The sequence below is a fragment of the Isoptericola variabilis 225 genome, from assembly GCF_000215105.1.
Classification (GTDB): Bacteria; Actinomycetota; Actinomycetes; order Actinomycetales; family Cellulomonadaceae; genus Isoptericola; species Isoptericola variabilis_A.
The window spans coordinates 2,992,503-3,017,475 of the sequence record NC_015588.1 but is presented as its reverse complement, the minus strand read 5'-3'; the positions used below and the strand labels follow the sequence as shown (position 1 = coordinate 3,017,475).

Below are 24,973 nucleotides of genomic sequence, written 5' to 3'. Positions count from 1 at the left end.
GCGCGACGCCGAACATCCACGGCCGCGCGTCGGCGCCGGCGGGTGCGTCCTCGATGCGGCGCCAGGCCACGAGAAAGCTCTCGGCGACGACGTCGGCGGCGTCCGCCGGGTCGGCGACGCGCCGCACGGCGTATGCGAGCAGTGCCCGGTGCGTGGACTCGTAGAGCGCGGTGAACCGCGCCTCGTCGCCCGTGGCCGGCGACGACGTGCCCGACGGCGTGTGCTCACCGGGCGGCGGCGCTGCCGGCGACTCGGGGGAGGGCATTCAAGGGCCTCTCGACGGTGGACGGTGACGACTGTGTCATGTCCGGCATCTGCGAAGCGTTACAGCGCGGCCCGACGTCGAGCCAGAGGTCGCGGCTCGTGGCAGGAATTCGCCGGGGGATGTCCCTCCCGGTACTGGGCCGTGGCTCCGGTCCGGACGATCGTGATCACCGTGAACGAGATCGCAGCGACGACGGCCGTGCGAACCACGGTCGAGGTGGACGGTGACCTGGCCAGCTACCTGACGGTGGAACGCGACGGGCCGGTGGTGCTCCTCCTGCACGGGACGTACTGGAGTCGAGTCTGGCTACCGGTGCTCGATGGCCTCGCTCAAGCGGGGCTCCGGCCCGTCGCTGTCGACCTGCGAGGACTGGGGTTCTCGGGCGGCGAGCTCGATCTGGAGACCGCGACCGTCCCGGCTCTGGCGGAGTGGGTAGGGCGCTTCGCGTCCGCGCTCGAGATCTCCGGGCCTGTGGCCGTCGCGGGCCACGACATCGGCGGTGCCATCGCGCAGCACCTCCTTGTTCACGATGGCTTGGAGGTCGACAGACTGGCCCTGGTCAACTCGGTCACCTACGACTCCTGGCCCGTGCCCGGGGTGGCCCGGTTCAGGGATCCGAACATCGTCGCGGCGACCACTGCCGAGGAGGTGCTCAGCGCCCGTCGGCGCGCAGTGACGATGGCGCTGGCCGGCGCCGCCACCCAGCAGCGCATCGACGACTATCTCGAGCCGTGGGCGGAGGCGCGGGTTCGCCGCTCGTGGATGAACCTGGCCGGCGCAGCCGACAGCCGCTACACCATGGACCTGGTTCCTGCTCTGCGGCGGTCCCCGGTGCCCAAGCTCCTGATCTGGGGCGAGGACGACGAATTCCAGAAGGTGGAGTACGCGGAGCGGTTCTCGTCGGAGATTCCGCACACGACTCTCGTACGCATCCCCGATGCGGGCCACATTCCCACCGAGAATGCGCCGGACCGGATCGCTCGCGCCCTTGCCGACTTCATCACGAGGTAGAGGTCATGGTCGGCCGGCGATGAGTCTGCGACCCGAGCACCGTCTGCAGTGGCATCCGCCGACCCGGGAGGCCCCGCATGAAGCTGCTGCTCACGTCCGGCGGTGTCCGGAACTCGACCATCCACGCCGCGCTGGTCGACCTCCTCGGGCGCCCGGTCGCCGACTGCACCGCCCTGTGCATCCCGACCGCGCTGTACGGGCACCCGTGGGTCGGCCCGGGCGTGAACGCCTGGAACTTCATCACCGGGCGGTCGGACGACATGACCGGGCTGGGCTGGAAGTCGGTCGGTGTGCTCGAGCTGACGGCGCTGCCGAGCATCCCCCAGGAGCGCTGGGTGCCGCTCGTCCGCGAGACCGACGTCCTGCTCGCGGCCGGCGGTGACGCCGTCTACCTCGCGTACTGGATGCGGCAGTCCGGCCTGGCGGACCTGCTGCCGTCGCTGGACGGCACCGTCTACGTCGGGATGAGCGGCGGGAGCATGGTGATGACGCCGCGCGTGGGGCGGGAGTTCGTCGGGTGGACGTCGCCCGACGGCGGTGGGGACACCGCGCTCGGCGTCGTCGACTTCTCGATCTTCCCGCACCTCGACCACCCGGAGCTGACGGAGAACACGGCGGCCGCGGCCGAACGGTGGGCGGCCGGCCTCGGCGGACCGGCGTACGCGATCGACGACGAGACGGCGATCGTGGTCGACGGCGGCGGCGTCGACGTCGTGTCGCAGGGGACGTGGCGACGGCTGGCATGAGCGCCGGCGAACTGCACCATTGACGGCCCGACGCCCCGGGTCTACCTTACAACGTAAGACTTACACCGTAAGGCAGACCTCTGGAGGCGTTCTCATGTGGAGCTGGATCCTCGGCATCGTCGGTGGCCTCGCGGTCGTGGTCGCCGTGCCCCTGGCCGCGCTCGTGGTGACCATGCGGACCAAGTGGGAGCCCGGTCTCGCCTTCGTCCGGCGGCTCGGGCGCGACCGGTTCAACAAGCGCACCCTGACGACGGCGGGACGGCCGGGAGCGTCGAACCACGTCGTGCGCCACGTGGGGCGCAGGTCCGGGAAGCCGTACCGCACGCCCGTGACGCTCACCGCGTCCCAGAACGGCTGGCTCGTCATGCTGCCCTACGGCACTACGCCGGACTGGCTGCGGAACGTCCTGGCCGCGGGGGAGGCGTCCGTCGAGGTCGACGGCCAGGTGCACCGCGTCGTCGAGCCGCGGGTGGTCGGCCGGGCCGACGTCGCGCACCTGCTGTCCGCGTCGGACCGGGTCGTCGGGCGCCTCTTCGGCGTCGACCAGTGCCTGGTGCTCCACCGGGCTCCGGCCGCATGAGGGCGCTGGTCCGCGACCGCTACGGCCCGCCCGACGTGCTGACCCTCGCGGAGGTGGACGAGCCGGAGCCCGGGCCGGGCGACGTCGTCGTGCGCGTCGCGGCCGCATCCCTCAACACCGCGGACTTCGACGTCCTGGCCGGCCGCCCCGCCGTCGCGCGCGTCGGCTACGGGCTGCGCCGCCCGGAACCGCGGCGTCGGCGTCGACGTGGCGGGGGAGGTGGAGGCGGTCGGGCCGGGCGTCGACGGGCCGCGCGCGGGCGACCGCGTCTGGGCGGACCTGTTCGAGCACGGGCACGGCGCCCTCGCCGACCGGGTGCGCGTGCCGGCGTCGGCCCTGTCCCCGGTGCCCGACGGCGTCACGCTCGCCGACGCCGCGACCGTGCCGCACTCCGGCGGCCTGGCGCTGCAGGGCCTGCGCGCCGCGGGGCTGATCCGGCCGGGGAGCGGGTGCTCGTGAACGGCGCCGGCGGGTGCGTCGGGCCGTTCGCCGTCCAGCTCGCCAAGGCCTCCGGCGCCCACGTCACCGGCGTCGACCACCCGGGCAAGCACGCCCTGCTGCGCGCCGCCGGGGCCGACGACGTCGTCGACCACACCCGCGAGGACGTCACCCGCTCGGGACGGACGTTCGACGTCGTCCTCGACATCGCCGACACCCGCTCGGTCCTGGCGATGCGCCGGTGCCTCGCGCCCGGCGGGCGCTACGTCCTCGTCGCCCGCCGCATCGGCTCGTTCGTCGAGACGGCGCTGCTCGGGCCCGTCGTCGGCCGCGCGACCGGAACCCGCATGGGCACGTTCGCGTGGCGGTCCAACGACCGTCGCGACCTCGACGAGCTCGGCGAGCTGCTGGTCTCGGGCGCCCTGCGTCCCGTGGTCGACAGCACCTGGCCGCTCGCGCGCGCGGCGGACGCGGTGCGGCACCTCGCCTCCGGCCGGGCGCGCGGCAAGGTCGTGGTCACGCCCTGACGTCACCGCTCGACGTCGTATACGACGTGCACCGCCGTCGACGACGGCGTCGCCTCCCGCTGGACGAGGCCGTGCCGCCGTCCGGGGGTGAACAGGGGCGTCCCCGCCCCGAGGACGACCGGCGAGACGTGCAGCCGCAGCTCGTCGAGCAGCCCGGCGTCCAGGGCGGACGCGATCGTGGCGCCGCCGCCCATGAGGACGACGTCCCGGTCGGCGCCTGCGCCACCCGCGGCGTCGACGGAAGAGCGCGCCTGCGCGACGGCGTCGGGCAGGCCCGTGGTGACGAACGTCCAGTACGGCAACCGGGTCGACGCGGGCGGGCTGCTCGTGACGACGAAGAACGGGGGCCGGCCCGCCTCCTCGGCGCCGTAGCCGAAGTCCTCGCTCCAGCCCTGCGGGCCGTCGACGATGTCGAACAGCCGCCGGCCGAGGATGACGGCCCCGCTGGTCTCGGTGGACCTGCGCAGCAGCTCCCGGTCGACGGGGTCGTCGCTGAACACCCACGCGTGGAGGGCGTCGCCTCCGTCGCCCAGGCCGTTGTCGGGCCCGGGGTTCGGGCCGGTGACGAACCCGTCGAGGGAGACGGAGATCTCGCCCACGATCCTGGTCATGGCTGGTAGACGCGCGCGGCGCCGGCGACTCATCGCCGGCGCCGCAGGACGCGCCACAACTCGCGAGGAGGGAGCGAGCGGGTCAGCGGGTGATCTCGAAGAGCGTCGTCGTGCCCGACACCTCGTTCGCGACGGCGAGCAGCGGCGTGCGCGTCGGCGACCGGTGCGCGGGGACGAACGCCATGCCCTCGGGCCCGAGGTCGCCGGCCTCCGCCAGCGCGGCGTCGACGTCGTCCGCGTCCTCGACCGACACCGAGTAGTCGCGGTTCGACACGTACGTCACGAACGACGCCTCGGCCGGCACGGTGACGTCGTAGACCATCACGCCCGACGCGCGCTCCAGCCCGACGAACGCGTACGTCCGCCCCGCGATCGTCCCGAGCGTGAGCGCCTCGGGCTCGGGACCCTTGTCGTCGCTGCGGCCCTCGAAATTCGTCTCCGAGTGGTTCGTGTTGAACGCGTCGCCGAGCGCCTCGGCGGTGATGCGCTCGAACGCGTCGCCCGAGTCGAAGACGAGCTCGCCGTCGGTCGTCCAGATCGAGAACGACCGGCCACCGAACGCGTACAGCTCCTCGTAGCACGAGCCGTCCGCGCGCAGCCCCGACGCCGTGGTGACGTTGAGCCGGCCCAGGTCGGCGTCGCCCAGGAGCCCCGCGGCCGGCGAGTCGGCGCACACCGGCGCGAGCCCGTCCTTGCCCAGGTCCTTGACCCGCGCGGGCTCCTCGTAGTCGCCCCACTCGCGCGCGTCGCCCTCGTTGGCGGTGACGAGGTACGTCGTGCCGCGCGCCGAGTACGCCGCGACGGCGTCGGGCATGTACAGGCCCTTGACGGGCACGTCGCGGATGTCGACGCGGCCGTCGCGGTCGGACGGGTCGATGCCGTTGCCCGGCAGCGAGTGGTCCTTGGCCCCGAGCGGCCAGAGGTCGGTCACGGTCGCGGACGCGAGGTCGACGACGGCGATCGCGTTCGCCTCCTGCAGCGTGACGTACGCGGTGCGCGAGTCCTCGGCGACGGCCACGTACTCCGGCTCGAGGTTGCGCGAGACGCGGTGCTCGAGCGACCCGTCCGGGGCCGGGACGTCCGGCCCGAAGACGCGCACGCCGTCGGGCAGCGCGTCGCCCTCGAACGCGTGGAAGTCCGCCGTGCGCACGGCGTCCTGCGCGGGCGCGGCCACCTTCTTGGGCAGCGCGACGACGGACACCGAGCCCTCGGGGTCGACGCTGAAGTCGTCGGCGGGCTCGCCCTCGTTCGCGACGACGGCGGACCGGCCGTCGGGCGTGACCGTCACCATGTCGGGCAGCGCGCCGACGCGCACCGCACCGAGCGCGCCGCCGTCGCCCGCGGCGTCGAAGAACACGAGCCAGCCGTCGTCGGTCTTGACGTCGGACTCGACCGCGACGACGCCGAGCCCGTCAGGGCGCACGGCCACCGAGTCCGCGACGGCGCCGGCCGGCACCACGGAGCCGTCCGCCGCGGCGATCCCCGTCGTGCGCAGCGCGAAGAGCTCGACCGGGGCACCGGCGTCGGACACGTCGAGGACGGTGACCGCGCCCGCGTGCGCGTCGACCGTGAAGAGGCGCTGCGAGCGCGCGTGGTAGGCGACGATCTCGGCCGCGGACTCGTCGAAGACGCCGGTCGCGTGCGAGCCGACCGGCGTGAGCGAGATCGCGGCGTCGTCGGCGGCGAGCACGACGGGCGCGTCGACGATCTCGGCGGCCGCGGGCAGCCCGGACGACACGGCGAGCGGCACGGCGAGCGACGCGATCGCCACGCCGGACGCCGCGGCGGCGCCGACGCGGCGCGCGCGGGTGGGCGGGGTGCTGGGACGTACGGGCACTGGGGTCCTCCGTCGAACCGGGGCGCGCGGCGGTCGCGCGCCGTCCCGGTGGACGCTAGGCAGCGCGGGTGACGGCAGGCCTCGTCGGGTGAACCCATGCCGACCTGCGGATGAACGACGCCGGCACGCAGGTCCTCGACGACGGCGCGCGCGAGGCCGGGCAGGAAGTCACGGCCACGGCGCAGCGCCCACGGGATGCCCGCGAGCACGAGCCACGCGAGCTGCGCGCCGACGGCCGGCGGCGCGGGCGGCGCCTCGATCAGCGACGCCAGCGAGTTGTCAGGCCCAGGCCCCGGTATACCGCGGCGTGAGCCTGACAGCTCGCTCAGGTGGGAGAAGGCGGCGAGCGCCAGCGCCCGGTGGCCGTGCGGCGAGGGATGCACGCGGTCGACGTGCCACGCGCGGCCGCCCGCGGCCCGGGCGGCGGTCGCGACGTCGACCACCACGGCGCCGGACCCCACGGACGCCGCCGCGTGCCGCACCGCGGCGTTGACGGCCTCGACCCGCGCCCGCATGACCCGGCGCACGGGGGCGGGCGCGAGCTCGAACAGCCCGATGGGCGGCAGCGTGCCGAGCACGACGGTCGCCCCGGCGTCGCACAGCGCCCCCGCGGTGGTGACGAGGTCGCGCCCGACCGACGCGGCCGAGAAGTCGCTGCGCAGCGCGTCGTTGCCGCCGACGACGAGCGTCGCGATCCGCGGCCGCAGCGTGAGCGCCGCCGGCAGCTGGGCGTCGACGACGTCGCGCGCCCGGGCCCCGTTGCGCGCGAGGTTGTGGAACGCGTCCGCTCCGAGCAGCGTCGCCAGGTGGGCGGCCCACCCCGGGCCGTGCGCGCACCCGGGCCCGACGGCGTCGCCCACGCCGGCCGAGATCGAGTCGCCGAGCGCGACGACGGTGCTCGTCATCGCGTACCCCCCACGCCGGCCGGGACGCCCGACGGCGCCCCGTGGATCCGGAGCATCGCCTCGCCCGTGGCGGACCACGGGAACAGCTCGGCGCGCTCCCGGGCGGCCTCGCGCCGTGCGGCGGCGGGCCGGTCGAGCACGTCGTGCACGGCGAGGGCGAGCGCGTGCGGGTCGGGTGCGCCGACCGCGCCGGCGCCGCCGACCACCTCGGGCAGCGCGCTCGTCGCGCTGCACACCACCGGCGTCCCCGACGCCAGCGCCTCGAGCGCCGCGAGGCCGAACGTCTCGATCGGCCCGGGCGCGACGACGACGTCGGCGCACGCGAGGAGCGTCGCGAGCCGCGTGCGGTCGGGCACGAAGCCGAGGAAGCGGTGGTCGAGTCCGTGCCGCTCGGCGCGCGCCCGCAGCCGCGTGAGCTGCGGCCCGCCGCCCGCGACGACGAGCCGCGCGGGGCGGCCGTCGCGCACGACCCGCGCCACCGCGTCGATCGCGAGGTCGACCCGCTTCTCGCCGGACAGCCGGCTCACGACGAGGACCACCGCCGTGCCTGGAGGGGCGAGCCCGGCGCGCGTGCCGGCGTCGTGCCGCGCGGGGGAGAAGAGGTCGAGGTCGACGCCCAGCGGCACGCGGTGCAGGGGCGGGACCGCGCCGGGCACCCCGCTGCCGACGGAGCCGGCGAGGCGCTCGCCCAGCCGCGAGGCCTCCGCGGCGGCGAAGCCGGTCGTGGCGACGAGCCGGTCGAAGCGGCGGAACGTGGCGGCGTTCCACCGGTCCGCCACGACGGGGGCCACGGCCGAGCCGACCACGCCCGTCCCGCCGCGCGGGCGGGCGCCCTTGCCGGCGCCGGGCCAGAACGCGCGCAGCAGCCCGTCGACCCGCTCGTGCAGCATGAGCAGCGACGGCACGCCCGCGGCGCGGGCCCAGTCGCCCGTGCCGACCAGGGTGGTGCGGTCGCTGACCTCGAGGCGGTCGGGCTCGAGCTCGTCGAGCAGCCGGCGCACCGCACCGGGGCGCGTCACGACGCGGTAGCCGCCGATGCCCGGGACGAGCGGAGCGGGCACGGTCACGACCCGCACGCCGCCCGTGACCGCCGTCGTCGCCCCGGCGTCGGGCACCACGAGCACGGGCTCGTGACCGCGCGCGACGTACTCGCGCGCGATCGCGTGCATCGCGGTGCGGATCCCGCCCGACCGCGGACCGTAGAAGTTCGCGACGTGGACGATCCGCATCACACGACCGCCCGCTGCCGGATCGCGTCCTCGTAGTGGCCGACGAGCTCCGAGCAGACGTCGGTCCACGTGCGCCGGGCCGCGCTCGCCCGGGCCGCGGCGCCGAACGCACGGCGCTTGCGGTCGTCGCCGAGCAGGTCCACGACGTGGGCGCGCATCGCCGCGTGGTCGCCCGGCGGGTAGAGCCAGCCCGTGTGCGAGTGCTGCACGATGTCGAGCGGCCCGCCGGCCGCGGGCGCGACGACCGGGACGCCGCTCGCGTGGGCCTCCTGGAGCGTCTGACCGAACGTCTCGAGCTCGCCGGGGTGGACGAAGACGTCGAGGCTCGCCATCGCGCGCGCCAGCTCGGGGCCGCGCAGCATGCCGGTGAAGTGCGCGTCGGGCAGGAGGTGGGTGAGCGCGGCGCGCTCGGGTCCGTCGCCGACGACGACGAGGCGCACGTCGGGCAGGTCGGCGAGCGCCGCGAGCGCCTCGACCTGCTTCTCGGCCGCGAGCCGTCCCACGTACCCGACGAGCAGGGGACGGCCCGCGCCGACGCGCGTGCGCCAGGTCTCGTCGCGCGCCGACGGGCGGAACGTCGTCGTGTCGACGCCCCGGCCCCACAGCCGCAGCCGCGGGATGCCGCGGGCGCTCAGGTGCGCGATCGTCGCCGTCGAGGGCGCGAGGGTCAGGGTGGCGCGCTCGTGCAGGTTGCGGACGCGGCGCCACAGGAACGTCTCGAGGTGCCGGACGCCGTAGCGGGCCGCGTAGCCGGGCACCTCCGTCTGGTAGACGGCGACGGTCGGCAGGTCGAGCGCCTCGGCGGCCTGCATCGCACGCCAGCCGAGCATGAACGGCGAGGCGAGGTGCACGACGTCGGGCCCGTACGCGGCGAGCGTGCGCTCGATCCGCGCCTTCTGCCCGACGACGACCCGCACGTCGGGGTAGCCCGGCAGCCCGACCGAGCCGAGCTCGACGACGGGCGCGCCGTGGACGAACGGCGGCACGACGCCCTCGTCGGCGTCCGGCGCGAGGACCATGGCCTCGTCGCCCCGGGCCCGGAGGTGCTCGAGGACCCGCAGGACGGAGTTCGTGACCCCGTTGACCTGCGGCAGGAAGGACTCTGCGACGATCGCTACCCGCACGTTCCGCAGGCAACCGGCCGCGGGTGACGTGCGGGCGGTCGTGCGGCGTCGTGTCGCGGAAGCGTCGGCGAACGGCGGGCGAACGTCTCCCCGGAACCCGGCGAAACCGGGCGTCAGGTGCCGCTCGACGCGGCGACCGCGTGCGGCGCGGACGCGCGCAGGCCGAGCTGGGCGATGCGCCAGACCGCCCCGACGAGCAGCACGACGAGCGCGAGGTTGCGCAGGGCGGCGACGACGACGATCCAGGGCTCCCCGCCGAGGAACGGCCCGTACGCGACGGGGTAGATCACCTGCGTCGCGAGCGCGGTGAGCAGGACGCCGACGGCCGGCGGCCACCAGAACCGCCGCGTGCTCGGCCCGGCGAGCGCGATCGCGGCGGCGAGCGGCGGGCCGATCCACGCGACGAACTGCGGCGAGCCGACCTTGTTGAACACGATGAGCGCGAGGAGGAGCGCGGCGGCGCCGAGCAGCACGACGTCGGGCACGTGGTCGGGGCGCCGCCGGGCCGACCACCAGGTGACCGCGCCGATCGCGAGGACGGCCAGGGGCAGCAGCCAGTCGAGCGCGTCGGCGACCTGACGGGCCGCGGCGCCCTGGACCTCGTAGGTGTAGATGACGTCGTTGTAGTCGATGCGCACGGTCGGGTCCGCGAGGCGCAGCACGCTGAACCAGGTGGCCGCGACCGACTCGGCCTGGAGCGTGCGCGAGTCCTGCTGGCCGAACACGCTGAGCGCGCGCGTCCCCGCCCCGCCCAGCAGCGCGAGCCCGACGACGGCGGCGCTGACGACCGCGCCCGGGACCACGACGTGGTCGACGAGCTCGCGCACCGAGCGCCGCGTCGCGGCGAGCGCGACGACGACGGCGCCGGGCGCGATCTTGATCCACGCCCCCACGGTCGCGACCGCGACCGCGAGCCGGGGGCGCGTCGTCGCGACGACGAGCGCGACGAGGATGAGCGGCGCGACGACGCCGTCGAGCCGCCCCACGAAGATCGGGCCGAGCGCGACGAGGAACGCGAGCCACCACCACGCCGCGAGCGTGCCGCGACGGGTCGAGCGCGCGAGCACGACGGTGGCCGCGGCGTCGAGCAGCACGACCATCGCCGTCCACACGATCTCGTACCCGAGCACGTCGGCCGACAGCAGCGCGGGCAGCACCACGGGCACGAGCGCGAGCGCGGGGTAGACCCAGTCGTAGTCGAGCACGGGCCACTGACCGGTCTGCAGGCCGTGGCGGGCCCACCACTCGTAGAGCGTGACGTCGCCGTAGATCGTGTAGCCCCAGCGGATCGCGGCCGCGATCACCCACGCGTGCACGGCGACGAAGCCGACGGCGAGCAGCCAGCCGGAGGACAGGAGGGCCCCGAGGCGGGAGCGGTTCGACGTCGGCACGCGCCACATGGTGTCAGACACCGGCCGGGACCTGGCGGATCCGGGCGTCCCCGTCTAGGGTTTCGGGTACCCGAAACCTGCCTGGAGGACCTGTGAGCCGACCTCGCGTCCCGACGCTGCGCCGTACGCGGCTGGTCGCCCTGCTCGGACCCGCGTTCGTCGCGGCGATCGCCTACGTCGACCCTGGCAACGTGGCCGCCAACCTCACGGCCGGTGCCGAGTTCGGCTACCTGCTCGTGTGGGTGCTGGTCCTGGCGAACGTCATGGCCGTGCTCGTCCAGTACCTGTCGGCCAAGCTCGGCGTCGTCACCGGGCGGTCGCTGCCCGAGGTGCTCGCCGACCGCATGCCGCGCGGCGCCCGGCTCGCGTACTGGGGGCAGGCCGAGGTCGTGGCGATGGCGACCGACCTCGCCGAGGTCATCGGCGGGGCCATCGCGCTGCACCTGCTGTTCGGGGTCCCGCTCGTGCTCGGCGGGCTCATCACCGGCGTGGTGTCGATGGCGGTGCTCGTCATCCAGCAGCGGCGCGGGCAGCGGGTCTTCGAGACCGTCATCACGTCGATGCTCGGCATCATCACGATCGGGTTCTGCGCGGGCCTGCTCTTCGCGCCGCCCGACACGGGCGCGGTCCTCGGCGGGCTCGTACCGCGGCTCGCCGGCCCCGACTCGGTGCTGCTCGCCGCGTCGATGCTCGGCGCGACCGTCATGCCGCACGCGATCTACCTGCACTCCTCGCTCGCGCGCGACCGCGTGCGCTTCGACCGTCGCGAGCGCGAGCGGCAGGGCCTGGTGGGCGGGCCCGAGGGGTCGGCCTCGACGCACCGGCTGCTCGCCGCGACCCGGCTCGACGTCGTGCTCGCGCTCGTCATCGCGGGCGGCGTCAACATCGCGATGCTCCTGCTCGCGGCCGCCAACCTCCCCGGCCGCGCCGGGACCGACACGATCGAGGGCGCGCACGCCGCGATCTCGACGTCGCTCGGGCCCGTCGTGGCCGTGCTCTTCGGGATCGGGCTGCTCACCTCGGGCCTCGCCTCGACCTCGGTGGGTGCCTACGCGGGCGCCGAGATCATGGCCGGCCTGCTGCGCGTGCGCGTGTCGCTGCTGACCCGCCGGCTCGTGACCCTCGTGCCCGCCGTGCTGCTGCTCGCGACCGACCTGTCACCCACGTGGCTTCTCGTGCTGAGCCAGGTGGTGCTCAGCTTCGGCATCCCGTTCGCGATGATCCCGCTCGTCCGCGTCACCCGCGACGCGCGGCTGCTGGGCGAGCACCGCAACGCGCTCGGCACGCAGCTCGCGGCGTGGGCGGTCGCCGCTGTCATCGTGACGCTCAACGTCGCGCTGCTGTGGCTGACGTTCGCCGGGTGAACCCCCGCCGAGGTAGCGCCGAACTCGCCGAGGTAGCGCTCGACTCGCCGAAGTAGCGCTGGACTCGCCGAAGTAGCGCTCCGTTTGTCGAGGTAGCGCTGGACTCGCCGAGGTAGCGCGTTCTCGCGCGACGTAGCGCGGCACTCACCGCGCGAGCGCGGCCTCGAGACGGTCGACGAACGCGGCCTGCGCGCTCACGACGACGCGCCGCGCGTCGTCGGGCACGAACCACGCGACACGGTCGATCTCCGGGACCTCGATCCGGCGGCCTGACCGCGGCGGCCACTCGACCTCGACGAGGTTGCTGCTGATCCGCTCGAGGTCCGGCCCGGGCTGCGGCCACTCCCGCGCCCACGCGAGCACGCGCTTGCCCGACTTCTGGCGCACCTCGCCGAGGTCGAGGTCAGGCCCCGACGACGGCGGCAGGTCGATCCCGAGCTCCTCGCTCGCCTCGCGCAGCGCCGCGGCGTGCGGATCCTCGCCGGGATCGAGCTCGCCCTTGAGGACGGTCCACGCGCCGGCGTCCTTGCGCGCCCAGAACGGCCCGCCCATGTGGCCGAGCAGAACCTCGAGCCCGCCAGCCGGCGTCCGGCGGTACGGGAGGAGGCCTGCGCTCGTCGTCGGCATGGGGCCAGTGTGGCGCGAGGCGCGCTACGTCGGCGCGCTACGTCGCCGCGCGGAGCGCTACGTCGCCACCGTCCTGATACGGAGTATCGCTTGACGTGAGACGCGGTCGCGGCGAGGATGGAGACAGGCCCGCGTCGCCGCTCGCCACCAGCCTCGGCGGCGACGCGGCCGCACCCGTCCAGGTCCTCGAGAAAGAGGTCGCCGATGACCCGCAACGCCCCGGTGATGCCCGGCGTCACCGCCCCGGACTACGACGTCGCGCAGCCGTCGGACGCCGACTACGTCGGCGCGTTCGCCGACGTGACACCCGAGGAGCGCGAGCACCAGCTCGCCGTGCGCGCGTTCGTCCAGGACGAGGTCCTGCCGGTCATCGACGGGTACTGGGAGCGGGCGGAGGTCCCGTTCGACCTGGTCAAGCGCCTCGCCGAGCTCGACTTCCTGCGCGACGGCGTCGACGTCCCGGGCCGCCCGAGGATCTCGTTCATGGGCGAGGGTCTCGCGAGCATGGAGATGTCGCGCGGCGACGGGTCGGTCGCGACGATCTGCGGCGTCCAGGGCGGGCTCGCGCTGCGGTCGATCGTCATGCACGGCTCCCCCGAACAGGTCGAGCGGTACGCCGAGCCGATGGCGCGCGGGGAGATCCTCGGCGCGTTCGCCCTCACGGAGCCCACCCACGGCTCCGACTCGGTCTCGCTCGAGACGACGGCGCGCCGCACAGTCCGCGACGGCGTCGAGGGCTACGTCATCACCGGCGAGAAGAAGTGGATCGGCTTCGGCTCGTGCGGCGACATCGCGATCGTCTGGGCGCGCCTCGTCGGCGACGACGGCGACGGCCAGGTCCACGGGTTCGTCGTGCCGCAGGACGCCCCGGGCTACCGCGCGACCACGATCGAGGGCAAGGTCGCACTGCGCGCCATCTGGCAGGCGCACATCGTGCTCGACGACGTGTTCGTCCCCACCGACGCCGCGCTGCCCGGCGCCACGTCGTTCGCCGCGACCGCGGCCGTGCTCTTCGCGACCCGGCTCACGGTCGCGTGGTCCGCCGTCGGGCACGCGACCGCCTGCTACGAGGCCGCGCTCGCGTACGCGAAGCAGCGCATCCAGTTCGGCCGCCCGCTCGCGGCCAAGCAGATGGTGCAGGAGCGGCTCACGCGCATGCTCTCGCTCCTGACGCAGATGCAGCTGCTCGTCGCGCGGACGACGCGCCTCGCGGACGCCGGCACGCTCACCGGCGAGCAGGCCTCGCTCGCGAAGTACACGTGCACGCGGCAGGCGCGCGAGATCGCGGCCATCGCCCGCGACATGATGGGCGGCAACGGCATCCTGCTCGAGAACCGGGTCGCGCGGCACTTCGCCGACATCGAGGCGCTGCACACCTACGAGGGCACCGAGTCGATGCAGGCGCTCATCGTCGGGCGCGACGTCACGGGCTTCTCGGCCTTCGCCTGACGGTCGTCGCGCGGGTCGGCGCGGGCGGTCGCCGCGCCCGGGCGCGTGGCGTAGGTTCGCGGCCATGAGCGACGCCCTCGCCCGCGCCGGCGCCACCTGGGACGCCGACCCGGCTGCGGGCGCGTGGATCCGCCCGCTGCTCGGGGAGTTCGGCCCGACGGTCGCCGCGACCGTCCCGCGCGGGTACGCGGCGCACGCCGTGGTCGCGATCGAGGACGACGAGCCGTACGACCCGTCCGAGGCGATGACCGCGCTCGACCCGCTGCTCGACGTGCTCGACGGCGCCACCGGCGACCAGCCCGTCCACTGCGCGCTGTGGGAGGGCTGGGGCTGGCTCTACGACCACGGCGTCGACCCGCGGCGCGCGCCCGGCATGGCGGCGTTCGTCCTCTCCGACGAGCGCGTGGCGTGGTGGGACGTCGCTGGACGCCTGCGCGCCCGCGCGGCGCGCGCCTCGGCGCAGGCCAGGGCAGAGGACCGGCTCGCCGCGCAGCGCGTCGAGCGGCCGGCGTCGCGCACGCTCGAGCACCCGCACCGCTCCTACCACCTGTGGACCGGGCCGCTCCGCGCGGTGACGGCGCTGCGGCACTGGCCCGACCCGCCGTCGCTCGTGTGGCCCGACGACCGGTCCTGGTTCCTCAGCATCCCCGAGTACTCGCGCGAGGCGGTCGTGGCCGGGACGCCCGAGCTCGTCGACGCCGTCCTGCGCGACCCGCGCCTGCGCGCGCGGCCCGCCGCTCCCGAGACCGTGCTCGACATCGACGACTGACCGCTCACAGCGCTGAGGGGTGCTCACAACGCTGAGGGGTCAGCGGCCGCGCCGTCGCGCACGTGGGCGGCAGTGCGGGCGAGCATCGCCGCGATCGACAGCTCGTCGTCGGGCAGCCGTGCCGGGCGGAACGGGTTCACGTGCGCGTCGGTCACGCGGCCGAGCAGGCCCGACGCCGCGAGCCCGGCGCGCGCGTCGGCGTTGCGTGCCGCGACGCCGACGACGTCGAACCACGCCGGCAGTGCCGCGCACACGCGCAGGAACGCCTGGGCGCGGAAGCCGGAGCCGACAGGCCCGCCCCGGGTCAGGCCCGCGCCGCGCCCGCGGGCTCGGCCTCGGCCTGCTCGCGCCGGTGGACGCGCCACCACACGACGAAGCCGACGAGCGTGAACACGCCGTAGAACAGGTACATGGCGGCGCTGGCCCAGTAGCCCGCGGACAGCAGGAGCGGCACCCCGACGACGTCGACCGCGACCCAGACGAGCCAGAACTCGACCCAGCCCTTGGCCATGCCGTACGTCGCGAGGAGCGAGCCCATGAAGATCCACGCGTCGGCCCACACCGGCTCGTAGGAGCCGAGCGCCCGGAACACCGGCGTCAGCGCGAGCGTGCCGAGGCCCATCGCGGCGACGAGACCGAGACGCTGCCACCACGTGGCCCAGTGCGGGTGGACGGCGGCGCCGCCCGAGGCCGGGACCTTGCCGTCGGCGCGCAGCTCGAGGTCGGCCTTGCGGGTCTCGTTCCAGCGGACCCAGCCGTAGATCGACACGGCGATGAACATGACCTGCCGGCCGGCCTGGCCGAGCATGTCGGGCAGCGGCGAGCCGCCGAACAGCGAGCCGACGAACACCGTGAACAGCAGCACGTTGCCGACGATGCCGACGGGCCACGCCCACACCTTGCGGCGCATGCCGCCCAGCGCGGAGGCGAGCCCGAACACGTTGCCGATGACCTCGCGCCACAGCAGCTGCTGGTCACCGATGTGGAAGGTGGCGCCGAAGAGCCACTCGATCACGTCCATGCAGTCCCACTCCCGGTCGTCACGCGGTCACCGGGGTGGACGGGTCGACGCGCCGCGCCGTCGGGCCGGGACGGAACCGTCCCGCGACGGCGACACGACGACCGGCGGCACCCGCCTGAGCGGGCGCCGCACGTGCTGCCTCCCATCCGGACTTTCACCGTCGGCCCTGGAGTTCCACCAGGTCAACCGCGCCCCTCCGAGGAGGACCGCGGGTCGCGGGCTGTCACCGCCGGTTCGGACTCTCACCGACCCCGGAGCACGTGTGTGCGTGTCGGTGCCGGCGGTCGCCGGCACGCTGCTTGCTGCAACACAGGATGCCACAGGGCCATTCCGCGCAGGTCGCACGTGCCCGACGGCGGGACGTGCGTCAGGCGAGCGCGTCCCGCACCGCGCGTGCGACGTCGTCGGGCCCGGCACCCGGCTCGAGCACGGCGACGACGACGCGCCTGCCGTCGGTGCCGGCCGTGCGCACCGACGCCGTGGCGCCGGTCGCGGGCCGTGCCGGGTCGGCGAGACGCTCGGGGGCCGCGGAGGGGGACGCGAGCCGGTCGGAGGCGGAGTCGGAGCGGGGCAGAGGCGCGGTCGCGACGCGGCGCAGGTCCGCGAACGCCTCCTCGAGCTCGGGCCGCAGGTCGAGGTGGGGGTTGCGCAGCCACCGGCGCAGGATCGCGTTGTGGACCGCGACGACCGCCGCCGCGAACGCGATCGACATCGTCGTCATGTTGCGGTCGGGCGGGAGGGTGTCGCGCAGGTAGGCGGTGAACGCGCGCTCGTAGCGGTGCGTCGTCACGAGCTCGCGGTCGCGCAGTGCCGGGACCTGCTGCAGCAGCTTGTGGCGGGCGAGCGACGTCTCGCGCTGGCCGACGTGGTGGTCGAACACGAGCCGCGCGGCCCGGCAGACCTCGAGGTAGGGGTCGACCGCCGGGTCCCACGCCCGCTCCGACGCGCGGGCGGCCTCCTCGCTCGCGCGCGCCTCGGGACGCGTCTCGGCGAGCATGACCACGACCTCCTCGAGCAGGAGCTCGTGGTCGGCGAAGATCACGTCCTCCTTCGAGCGGAAGCGCCGGAAGAAGGTCGCACGGCTGACCTGCGCGGCGTCGGCGATCTCCTCGACGGTCGTCTGCTCGTAGCCCTTGCGCGAGAAGAGCTCGATCGCGGCGTCGACGGCCTGGGCGTGGGTGTGCGTCCGGACGGCGGTCATGGCAGGGAGGCTACTCCGCGCGACCGCGGCGGCGTTCGTCGAACCCCACCTCGGACGCCCGCCCGGACCGCTGCAGGAACCGCACCTCGCGCACGGCCACGCCGGCCGCGATCGCGAGCGGGATCCACGCCCACACCCGGCCGCGCACGACCAGGACGAGCATGAGGAGCGCGATCACGGTCGCGCCGACGACCGTCCCGACGCTGGACCACCGCACGCTGCGCACGCCGTCGAGCCTATCGGTCGCGCGTGCCGCAGGCGCGTCCCGGACCCCGCCTAGAAGCGGTTCCGCTGCCCCGGGTATCGTGGCGACACGTGACCACCACCGACGTCGCCCAGCGCACCGCCCCGGCCGAGACTCCGTCGAGCGGCGGACCCGCCGGCACCGTCCCGGTCGTCGACGTCTACGTCGACCCGACCTGCCCCTTCGCGTGGATCACCTCGCGGTGGGCGCTCGAGGTCGCACGGCAGCGCGACGTGCGGCTCACGTTCCGCCTCATGAGCCTCTACCTGCTCAACCGCGACAAGGACATCCCCGCGGACTACCGCGCGCGGATCGAGGCCTCGCGCGGCATCGGCCGCGTGGCCGCCGCGGTGCAGACCGAGCACGGGCCCGACGCCTTCTCGGCGTTCTACACCGCCGCCGGCACGCGTATCCACGTCGAGCAGGAGAAGGACCTCGACGCCGTCGCGCGCGCCGCGCTCGCCGAGGCCGGCCTGCCGGCCGAGCTCGCCGACGCCGCGACGTCGGACCGCTACGACGCCGCGCTCGCCGAGTCGCACGAGGCCGGCATGGCGCCCGTCGGCGAGGAGGTCGGCACGCCGACCCTGCACGTCGACGGCGTCGCGTTCTTCGGCCCCGTGCTCACGCGCATCCCGCGCGGCGAGGACGCGCTGCGCGTGTTCGACGGCGCGGTCGCGCTCGCGTCGTACCCGCACTTCTTCGAGATCAAGCGCTCACGCACCGAGCGCCCCGACTTCAGCTGACGCACGGAAGGCCCGCGATGACCCTCGACCTGCGCATCTTCACCGAGCCCCAGCAGGGCGCCTCCTACGACACCCTGCTCGCCGTCGCCCAGGCGACCGAGAAGCTCGGCTTCAGCGCGTTCTTCCGCTCCGACCACTACCTCACGATGGGCGGAGACGGGCTGCCCGGCCCGACCGACGCGTGGACCACGCTCGCCGGCCTGGCACGCGAGACCTCGACCGTGCGCCTCGGCACGCTCGTGTCGTCCGCGACCTTCCGCTACCCGGGCGTGCTCGCGATCCAGGTCGCCCAGGTCGACCAGATGTCCGGCGGGCGCGTCGAGCTCGGCCTCGGCGCGGGCTGGTTCAAGGCCGAGCACACCGCGTACGGCATCCCGTTCCCGGCCAAGCGCTTCGGCCTCCTCGAGGAGCAGCTCGCGATCGTCACGGGCCTGTGGAGCACGCCCGTCGGCGAGACCTTCTCGTTCTCGGGTGAGCACTACACGCTCACCGACTCCCCGGCGCTGCCCAAGCCGGCCCAGGCCAAGATCCCGGTCATCGTCGGCGGCGGCGGTCCCCGGCGCACCCCGGCGCTCGCGGCCCGCTTCGCCGACGAGTACAACCAGGCGTTCCCCGAGATCGACGCGATCGGCCCGCGCATCGACGTCATCAACAAGGCGCTGGCCGACGCCGGCCGCTCGCCCGAGTCGCTGACCCAGTCGGTCGCGCTCGTGCTCGCCGTCGGGAAGGACGAGGCCGAGTTCACGCGCCGCGCCGCGGCCATCGGGCGCGAGCCAGCCGAGCTGCGCGAGCACGGCATCGCGGGCACCGTCTCCGAGGCGGTCGACCGCCTCGCGTCGCTGCGCGACCAGGGCGTCCAGCGCGTGTACCTCCAGGTGCTCGACCTGCAGGACCTCGACCACCTGGACCTCGTCGCGCGCGAGGTGGCGCCGCAGCTCTGACCCCGGCGCGAGGGCCGCGGGCGAGAGGACCGTCGTCGAAACACGGCGCCGCTAAGGTGTGCGCTGGCATTCACCGGACCTTCACGTCCGTCGGCCCTCGACGATCGGAGAATCATGAGCCTCGGCTGGACCCTGCACGGCGATGGGCGGCGCGTCGCACCCGGAGAGGCGGTCGCGCCCGGCGAGCGGCTGACCTGGCCGCGCACCGTCGGTATCGGTCTGCAGCACGTCGTCGCGATGTTCGGCGCGACGTTCCTCGTGCCGGTCATCACCGGCTTCCCGCCCTCGACGACGCTGTTCTTCTCGGCGATCGGCACGGTGGGCTTCCTGCTCATCACGGGCAACCGCCTGCCGAGCTACCTGGGCTCGAGCTTCGCGTTCATCGCGCCGATCGGTGCCGCCACGGCGTCGGGCGGGCAGTCGGTGGCGGTCGGCGGCGTGCTCGTGGTGGGCCTGCTGCTCGCCGCGGTCGGCGTGCTCGTGCACTTCGCGGGCGCCCGCTGGATCGACGTCGTCATGCCGCCGGTCGTGACGGGCGTCATCGTCGCGCTCATCGGGCTCAACCTCGCGCCTGTCGCGTGGAGCAACTTCGAGCAGGCGCCGGTCACGGCGCTGGTCACCCTCCTGGCGATCATCGCGATCTCGGTCCTGTTCCGCGGCATTCTGGGGCGCCTCGCGATCCTGCTCGGCGTCGTCGTCGGGTACGTGTTCGCCGTCGTGCGTGGCGAGGTCGACTTCTCGGGCGTGCGCACCGCGTCGTGGGTCGGCTTCCCCGAGTTCGTGGCGCCGTCGTTCGACCCGGCGGTCCTCGGGCTCTTCGTGCCGGTCGTGCTCGTGCTCGTCGCCGAGAACGTCGGCCACGTGAAGTCGGTGGCCGCGATGACCGGCCAGAACCTCGACGGCGTGATGGGCCGCGCGCTGCTCGGCGACGGCGTCGCGACGACCCTCGCGGGCGTCGGCGGCGGCTCGGGCACGACGACGTACGCCGAGAACATCGGCGTCATGGCAGCGACCCGCGTGTACTCCACCGCCGCGTACTGGGTCGCGGCGGGCGGCGCGCTCGTGCTGTCCATGTCGCCCAAGGTCGGCGCCGTCATCAACACCATCCCGCCGGGCGTGCTCGGCGGCGTCACGACGCTGCTCTACGGCATGATCGGCATCCTCGGCGCCCGCATCTGGGTCCAGAACCGTGTCGACTTCTCCGACCCGGTCAACCTCACCACGGCCGCGGTGCCGCTCATCGTCGGCATCGCCAACTACACGTGGGCGGCGGGCGACCTGGTCTTCGAGGGCATCGCGCTCGGAACGGCCTCGGCGCTCGTCGTCCACCACGGCATGCGGGCGATCGCGCGGTGGCGCGGGACGTCGCAGGAGCCGGCGTCGCCGGCCTCGGTGCCGGCCGCGCCCGAGCGGCGGGACTGAGCGCGGCCCGGCAGGGGCCTGTGGTCAGGCAGGGGGCCGCCGTCAGCCTTCCTCGGCGGCCTCCTCCGTCGGCTCCTGGCCGACGGCGTACTCCTGCGCGACCGGCGTGATCTCCTCGACCTGCACGCACCCCGGGGCGTTCTGCAGCGGCTCGTCGGCCCGCAGCGCGACCTCCTCCTCGGGCACGGGACGTTCGTACTCCTCGCCCACGAGGAGGTCGACGACGGCGTCCTGGCGGTCGTCCAGGACCATGCGGACGTCGGACAACTGCGCCGCGAGCGTGTACGCGGCGACGATGCCCGACGTCCCGAAGCGCAGCTCGGAGTGCGTGAGCAGGTGGTCGAGGTCGCCTGTGAGCACGACGTTGAAGCCCCGGTCTCGCAGGACCTCGGCGTGGGCACCCGCGAGGCCCGAGGTCGTGGACGCGTTGATGACGCGCACCTCGACGTCGGAGTACGCGACGGGCAGCGCCCCGTCCGGCTGGCCCTCGACGGCGGGCAGGCACGGCACGGGCCCGGCGGGGGCCGCCTCGGTGCCGGGCGTCCTGATCGGCTGGTCGAACGGCGACTCGATCGCGCCCGTGTAGAGCGCGAGCGCACCCAGCCCGCTGACCGCGAGCACCGCGATGAGGAGCCCGAAGACGACGGCCTGGCGCTCGCGCTCGCGCCGGCGGAGCTCGACGCGGACCGGGTCGTGGGCTGGAGATGTCACGCGAAGAAACTACCCGACATCGTGGGGGCGGGGCGGGTCACCGCACCGTGAGCACGCGGGCGTGCAGGACCGGCCGCTGCTGCAGCGCGGCACGCACCGCGCGGTGCAGCCCGTCCTCGAGGTAGAGGGTGCCCCGGTACTCCACCACGTGCGCGAAGAGGTCGCCGTAGAACGTCGAGTCCTCGGCGAGCAGGTGGTCCAGGTCGAGCGTGCGCTTGGTCGTGACGAGCTCGTCGAGCCGGACCTGGCGCGGCGGTACGTCGACCCAGTCCTTGGTGGAGACGTACCCGTGCTCGGGGTAGGGGCGGCCGTCCCCCACGGCCTTGAAGATCATGCGTCTCATCGTAGGGCCGAACCCCGGCGGCAGGGCCAGGTTGGCCCGCCGGGCGGTCATGATGTCATCACGATCTCCCCACGACTTCGCCAGGAGCCGGCGGCTCGCGGGCCGCCCCGTCTTGACGTGAGACGACTCACAGGGGAATCTGGTGGGGCGGCGTCGTGGGAGCGCTTCCACGACGCCTCGAATCGAATCGATGGACGGACCCCGCACCAGACATCCGGATCAAAGGAGATCTCATGCACCACCGTGCGCGCAGCACCCGGACGGCGGCGCTCGCCGTCGCCGCCGTCGCGTCGGTCGGGCTCGCCGGGGCGGCTCCCGCCCTCGCCGCCCCGCCGCCGCCGTCGGACCCCCAGCTCTGGGTCAACCCCGACAGCACGTACCACGAGCACGTCGAGAACCTCGGCCTCACGGGGGACGCCAGCGACGACGCCCTGTACCTCGCGCAGTTCCCGACCGCCACGTGGTTCACCGCCGGGACGCCGACGAGCGTCAAGCAGGAAGTCAAGGACGTCGTCGTCCACGCGCACGCCGACGGCGAGATCCCCGTGCTCGTGGCCTACAACCTGCCGTTCCGCGACTGCGCGCAGTACTCGGCGGGCGGCGCGACGAGCGTCGAGGAGTACAAGGCCTGGATCGACGGGTTCGCGAAGGGCATCGGCAACAAGCAGGCGATGGTGATCCTCGAGCCGGACGGCCTCGGCATCATCCCCTGGTACACGACCGTCGAGGGCGTCTCCGAGTGGTGCAAGCCCGCCGAGGCCGACCCCGAGACCGCCGCGGCCGACCGGTTTGAGATGCTGCGCTACGCGGTCGACACCCTCGGCTCGCTGCCGGGTACCGAGGTCTACCTCGACGGCACCCACCCCGCGTGGCTCAACGTCGGCGACATCACCGACCGCCTGCTCAAGGCCGGCGTCGAGCGCGCGACCGGGTTCTTCCTCAACGCGTCGAACTACCAGTACACGGCCAACTCCGTCGCGTACGGCCGGTGGATCTCGTCGTGCATCGCGCTCGTCACGCAGCTCGACGCCGGCGTGGGGGACTGCGGGAACCAGTACTGGAACGGCGGCCCCGCCACCGACTGGCAGGGCACCGGCATGGACCCGTACGCCGAGTGGGCGTCCGGGCCGCTGTCGGAGGTGCCGCTCGAGCGGAACACGATCGGCGTCGACTCCCGGTACGCCGCGCAGCTCGGCGACGTCGAGCCCACGACGACCTTCGTCGTCGACACGTCGCGCAACGGGCTCGGGCCGTGGGACCCGGCGACGTCGGCGAACACGTACCCGGACGCCGAGGCGTGGTGCAACCCGCCGGACCGCGGCCTGGGGCTGCGCCCGACGCTCGACACGGGCGAGGAGCTCGTCGACGGGTTCCTGTGGATCAAGGTGCCCGGCGAGTCCGACGGCCAGTGCTTCCGTGGCACGGGCGGCCCCGAGGACCCCGAGCGCGGCATGGTCGCGCCGCCCGCGGGGCAGTGGTTCGTCGAGCAGGCGGACGAGCTGATCGCGCTGGCGAACCCGCCCGCGGAGTAGGAAGCAGGCGGGGCTACTCCTCGGTGTGGCCCAGGTCGGGCTCGGGGACGAGCTCGACGACGCCGCGCGCCGCGGCGTGCAGCTCGAGCACCACGACCTCGTTGCCCTGGTCGCGCACGAGCGGCCCCGGCACGTAGAGCGTCCGGGCGGGTCCGGCGCTCCGGTGCCGGCCGAGGCAGAAGCCGTTGACCCACACCAGGCCCTTGGTCCACCCGTCGAGCCGCAGGAAGTGGTCGGCGCCCCCGGTGCTGTCGAACGTGCCGTGGGCGAGCACCGGCCCGGCGAACGGAGCGCCGTCGACGTCGTCCGCACCGTCGCCCCGCACGGGCGGGGCCGACCGCAGCGCGTCCGCGACGCGCGCGTCGAGCAGGTCGCCGTCGTCGAACCGCAGCGGCCGCACCTGCCAGCCGGTGAGCTCGCGCGTCGCGGTGCGCACCGGCCCGATCAGCCCCTTGGGCTCGCCGATGCGCGGGCCGTAGTTGACGCGGCCCTGGTCCTCGACGAGCAGCGTGAGCTCGCCCGCGCGGCGCGGCAGCGGCACCGCGACCGTGTGGGTCGCCCGGTCGAGCACGCCGACGGGCTCGCCGTCGAGCGCGACGAGCGCGCGGTCGCGCACCTCGCCGACCACGAGCACGGCGTCGTCCTCGGTGACCCGGGTGCGGTAGAGCACGAAGCCGTCCCACGCGCCGACGTCGTCGTGCGTGGGCGCGCGGTCGAACGAGCGCTCCGTCCCGAGCATCCCCGCGACGTCGGACAGCGCGAGCCGACGGTCGAGCCGCACGGTGCCCGTGGGCGCGGCGGGCGCGGGACCCGGCACCTCGTCCGGCACGGGCGCGTGGCGGGAGATGACCTCGCGCATCGCGACGTACTTCGCCGTCGGGGCGCCGTGCTCGGACAGCGGGGCGTCGTAGTCGTACGACGTGGTGATCGGCCGGTACACGCCCTTGTCGTTCGCGCCCGAGGTGAGCCCGAAGTTCGTGCCGCCGTGGAGCATGTAGAGGTTGACCGACGCGCCTGCCGCGAGCAGGTCGTCGAGATCGCGGGCGTTGGCCTCGGGCGGCGTCGTGTGGTGGTGCAGGCCCGCGCTGTCGAACCAGCCGTCCCAGAACTCCATGCACATGAGCGGGCCCGTGGGCTGGTGCTTGCGCAGGATCGCGAGCCGTTCGGTCGCGCGCGAGCCGAAGTTCGCCGTCGTGAGCAGCTCGGGCAGGCTCCCGCGCGACAGGTGGTGATCGTTGGCCTGGTCGCTCGTGAAGAGCGGGACGTCGATGCCCTGCGCCCGGATCATGTCGGCGAGCGCACGCAGGTAGCGCTCGCGCTCGACCGGCGGGTCGTCGCCGTACGCGCCGTACTCGTTCTCGACCTGGACCATGAGCACCGGCCCGCCGCGTGTCACCTGGCGCTCCGCGACGATGGGCAGCAGCGCCGCGTAGTACTCGCCGATCGCCTCGAGGAACCGCGGCTCCGCGCGTCGCACGCCGACCTCCGGGTCCGCGAACAGCCACGCCGGCAGACCGCCGCCGGTCCACTCCGCGCAGATGTACGGGCCGGGCCGGACGATCGCGTGGAGGCCCTCGGCCGCGACGAGGTCGAGGAACCGGGCCAGGTCCCGGCGTCCCGAGGTGTCGAAGACGCCGCGCTCGGGCGAGTGGACGTTCCACGCCACGTACGTCTCGACGGTGTTGAGGCCGAGCAGCCGCGCCTTACGGATGCGGTCGGCCCACTGGTCGGGGTGCACGCGGAAGTAGTGCAGCGCCCCGCTGACGATCTGCAGCGAGCGCCCGTCGAGGAGGAAGTCCTCGGGGCCGATGGCGAACGAGGCCATGGGGGGACGTGCCTTTCGGTGATGGGTGGTGCACGACGGCGGGCCCGGCCGGTGCGCCTGCGGGTGCGCCGTCGTCGACCGGACGATGCTCGTCTCGTGAAGACTGCCGTCGGCCAC

25 protein-coding genes, 2 pseudogenes and 1 riboswitch are annotated in these 24,973 nt (G+C 74.4%); of the genes and pseudogenes, 12 read left to right on the top strand and 15 right to left on the bottom strand.

Going from position 1 to position 24,973, the window contains the following annotated elements; all coding sequences use genetic code 11:
• Positions 1-19 precede the first annotated feature (19 nt).
• A pseudogene (locus ISOVA_RS17350) lies at positions 20-265 on the bottom strand (RNA polymerase sigma factor); the annotation flags it as partial.
• Between the two features lie 171 nt (positions 266-436).
• Here ISOVA_RS17350 and ISOVA_RS13915 point away from each other — a divergent pair.
• The 5 genes from ISOVA_RS13915 to ISOVA_RS17015 all read left to right on the top strand — a co-directional run bounded on the left by ISOVA_RS13915 (position 437) and on the right by ISOVA_RS17015 (position 3,567).
• Positions 437-1,276, top strand: a complete 840-nt coding sequence (locus ISOVA_RS13915; RefSeq protein WP_221927821.1) for an alpha/beta fold hydrolase — start codon at positions 437-439, stop codon at positions 1,274-1,276.
• Between the two features lie 77 nt (positions 1,277-1,353).
• Entirely contained in the window at positions 1,354-2,022 is a 669-nt protein-coding gene (locus ISOVA_RS13910; RefSeq protein ID WP_013839849.1) for a Type 1 glutamine amidotransferase-like domain-containing protein, read from the top strand.
• A gap of 94 nt (positions 2,023-2,116) precedes the next feature.
• Complete coding sequence (locus ISOVA_RS13905) at positions 2,117-2,602, top strand: nitroreductase family deazaflavin-dependent oxidoreductase (protein ID WP_013839848.1); 486 nt, start codon at positions 2,117-2,119, stop codon at positions 2,600-2,602.
• Positions 2,603-2,809: 207 nt separating this feature from the next.
• Positions 2,810-3,061 (top strand): alcohol dehydrogenase catalytic domain-containing protein, encoded by a 252-nt coding sequence (locus tag ISOVA_RS17020; protein ID WP_221927820.1) that lies wholly within the window; start codon positions 2,810-2,812, stop codon positions 3,059-3,061.
• A complete protein-coding gene (locus tag ISOVA_RS17015) occupies positions 3,058-3,567 on the top strand; it encodes a zinc-binding dehydrogenase (RefSeq protein WP_221927819.1) in 510 nt (169 codons plus the stop codon). The genes ISOVA_RS17020 and ISOVA_RS17015 overlap by 4 nt, the downstream gene beginning before the upstream one ends.
• Positions 3,568-3,569: 2 nt before the next feature.
• Here the strand turns inward: ISOVA_RS17015 and ISOVA_RS13895 are convergent, their stop codons facing one another.
• The 6 genes and pseudogenes from ISOVA_RS13895 to ISOVA_RS13870 all read right to left on the bottom strand — a co-directional run bounded on the left by ISOVA_RS13895 (position 3,570) and on the right by ISOVA_RS13870 (position 10,685).
• The gene (locus ISOVA_RS13895) at positions 3,570-4,178 is read right to left on the bottom strand and encodes a dihydrofolate reductase family protein (RefSeq protein WP_013839847.1); all 609 of its coding nucleotides are present in this window, start codon (positions 4,176-4,178) and stop codon (positions 3,570-3,572) included.
• An 82-nt stretch (positions 4,179-4,260) separates the two neighbouring features.
• Positions 4,261-6,015, bottom strand: a complete 1,755-nt coding sequence (locus ISOVA_RS13890) for a choice-of-anchor I family protein (protein WP_013839846.1) — start codon at positions 6,013-6,015, stop codon at positions 4,261-4,263.
• A gap of 356 nt (positions 6,016-6,371) precedes the next feature.
• A pseudogene (locus tag ISOVA_RS17710) lies at positions 6,372-6,920 on the bottom strand (SGNH/GDSL hydrolase family protein); the annotation flags it as partial.
• A complete protein-coding gene (locus ISOVA_RS13880) occupies positions 6,917-8,149 on the bottom strand; it encodes a glycosyltransferase (protein ID WP_013839845.1) in 1,233 nt (410 codons plus the stop codon). The pseudogene ISOVA_RS17710 and the gene ISOVA_RS13880, both read right to left, overlap by 4 nt.
• Positions 8,149-9,273, bottom strand: coding sequence for a glycosyltransferase family 4 protein (locus ISOVA_RS13875; RefSeq protein ID WP_013839844.1), 1,125 nt, complete (start codon positions 9,271-9,273; stop codon positions 8,149-8,151). The genes ISOVA_RS13880 and ISOVA_RS13875 overlap by 1 nt, the downstream gene beginning before the upstream one ends.
• A gap of 113 nt (positions 9,274-9,386) precedes the next feature.
• Positions 9,387-10,685, bottom strand: coding sequence for a glycosyltransferase 87 family protein (locus ISOVA_RS13870; protein ID WP_233275910.1), 1,299 nt, complete (start codon positions 10,683-10,685; stop codon positions 9,387-9,389).
• 71 nt (positions 10,686-10,756) lie between these two features.
• Between ISOVA_RS13870 and ISOVA_RS13865 the strand changes: the two genes are divergently transcribed.
• On the top strand, positions 10,757-12,028 hold the full coding sequence (locus tag ISOVA_RS13865; RefSeq protein WP_013839842.1) for an Nramp family divalent metal transporter: 1,272 nt from the start codon (positions 10,757-10,759) through the stop codon (positions 12,026-12,028).
• 144 nt (positions 12,029-12,172) lie between these two features.
• On the opposite strand, the gene ISOVA_RS13860 is transcribed toward ISOVA_RS13865, so the two are convergent.
• Entirely contained in the window at positions 12,173-12,655 is a 483-nt protein-coding gene (locus ISOVA_RS13860; protein WP_013839841.1) for an NUDIX hydrolase, read from the bottom strand.
• A 204-nt stretch (positions 12,656-12,859) separates the two neighbouring features.
• Here ISOVA_RS13860 and ISOVA_RS13855 point away from each other — a divergent pair, with 204 nt between their 5' ends.
• Entirely contained in the window at positions 12,860-14,104 is a 1,245-nt protein-coding gene (locus ISOVA_RS13855) for an acyl-CoA dehydrogenase family protein (protein WP_013839840.1), read from the top strand.
• A gap of 64 nt (positions 14,105-14,168) precedes the next feature.
• Positions 14,169-14,873, top strand: coding sequence for a hypothetical protein (locus tag ISOVA_RS15710; RefSeq protein WP_013839839.1), 705 nt, complete (start codon positions 14,169-14,171; stop codon positions 14,871-14,873).
• A gap of 23 nt (positions 14,874-14,896) precedes the next feature.
• Here ISOVA_RS15710 and ISOVA_RS13845 read toward each other — a convergent pair whose 3' ends face one another.
• The 4 genes from ISOVA_RS13845 to ISOVA_RS13830 all read right to left on the bottom strand — a co-directional run bounded on the left by ISOVA_RS13845 (position 14,897) and on the right by ISOVA_RS13830 (position 17,321).
• The gene (locus ISOVA_RS13845; protein ID WP_041294903.1) at positions 14,897-15,127 is read right to left on the bottom strand and encodes a hypothetical protein; all 231 of its coding nucleotides are present in this window, start codon (positions 15,125-15,127) and stop codon (positions 14,897-14,899) included.
• Positions 15,128-15,177: 50 nt separating this feature from the next.
• Positions 15,178-15,894, bottom strand: coding sequence for a nicotinamide riboside transporter PnuC (pnuC, locus tag ISOVA_RS13840; protein WP_013839838.1), 717 nt, complete (start codon positions 15,892-15,894; stop codon positions 15,178-15,180).
• A gap of 128 nt (positions 15,895-16,022) precedes the next feature.
• Positions 16,023-16,158, bottom strand: a riboswitch (FMN riboswitch).
• Positions 16,159-16,261: 103 nt separating this feature from the next.
• On the bottom strand, positions 16,262-17,095 hold the full coding sequence (locus tag ISOVA_RS13835; RefSeq protein ID WP_013839837.1) for a TetR/AcrR family transcriptional regulator: 834 nt from the start codon (positions 17,093-17,095) through the stop codon (positions 16,262-16,264).
• A gap of 10 nt (positions 17,096-17,105) precedes the next feature.
• Positions 17,106-17,321 (bottom strand): hypothetical protein, encoded by a 216-nt coding sequence (locus tag ISOVA_RS13830; protein ID WP_013839836.1) that lies wholly within the window; start codon positions 17,319-17,321, stop codon positions 17,106-17,108.
• Positions 17,322-17,410: 89 nt separating this feature from the next.
• Between ISOVA_RS13830 and ISOVA_RS13825 the strand changes: the two genes are divergently transcribed.
• From ISOVA_RS13825 to ISOVA_RS13815, 3 genes are all read left to right on the top strand, one after another.
• On the top strand, positions 17,411-18,082 hold the full coding sequence (locus ISOVA_RS13825; RefSeq protein ID WP_013839835.1) for a mycothiol-dependent nitroreductase Rv2466c family protein: 672 nt from the start codon (positions 17,411-17,413) through the stop codon (positions 18,080-18,082).
• A 17-nt stretch (positions 18,083-18,099) separates the two neighbouring features.
• The gene (locus tag ISOVA_RS13820) at positions 18,100-19,023 is read left to right on the top strand and encodes an LLM class F420-dependent oxidoreductase (RefSeq protein ID WP_013839834.1); all 924 of its coding nucleotides are present in this window, start codon (positions 18,100-18,102) and stop codon (positions 19,021-19,023) included.
• Between the two features lie 114 nt (positions 19,024-19,137).
• Complete coding sequence (locus ISOVA_RS13815) at positions 19,138-20,445, top strand: uracil-xanthine permease family protein (RefSeq protein ID WP_013839833.1); 1,308 nt, start codon at positions 19,138-19,140, stop codon at positions 20,443-20,445.
• A gap of 42 nt (positions 20,446-20,487) precedes the next feature.
• On the opposite strand, the gene ISOVA_RS13810 is transcribed toward ISOVA_RS13815, so the two are convergent.
• Both ISOVA_RS13810 and ISOVA_RS13805 read right to left on the bottom strand, forming a co-directional pair.
• A complete protein-coding gene (locus ISOVA_RS13810) occupies positions 20,488-21,156 on the bottom strand; it encodes a LytR C-terminal domain-containing protein (protein WP_013839832.1) in 669 nt (222 codons plus the stop codon).
• Positions 21,157-21,193: 37 nt separating this feature from the next.
• Positions 21,194-21,490 (bottom strand): type II toxin-antitoxin system VapB family antitoxin, encoded by a 297-nt coding sequence (locus ISOVA_RS13805; protein WP_041294902.1) that lies wholly within the window; start codon positions 21,488-21,490, stop codon positions 21,194-21,196.
• 242 nt (positions 21,491-21,732) lie between these two features.
• On the opposite strand from ISOVA_RS13805, the gene ISOVA_RS13800 reads away from it, so the two are divergent.
• On the top strand, positions 21,733-23,031 hold the full coding sequence (locus ISOVA_RS13800; protein ID WP_013839830.1) for a glycoside hydrolase family 6 protein: 1,299 nt from the start codon (positions 21,733-21,735) through the stop codon (positions 23,029-23,031).
• A 13-nt stretch (positions 23,032-23,044) separates the two neighbouring features.
• On the opposite strand, the gene ISOVA_RS13795 is transcribed toward ISOVA_RS13800, so the two are convergent.
• Complete coding sequence (locus ISOVA_RS13795; RefSeq protein WP_013839829.1) at positions 23,045-24,856, bottom strand: glycoside hydrolase family 35 protein; 1,812 nt, start codon at positions 24,854-24,856, stop codon at positions 23,045-23,047.
• Positions 24,857-24,973: the final 117 nt, after the last annotated feature.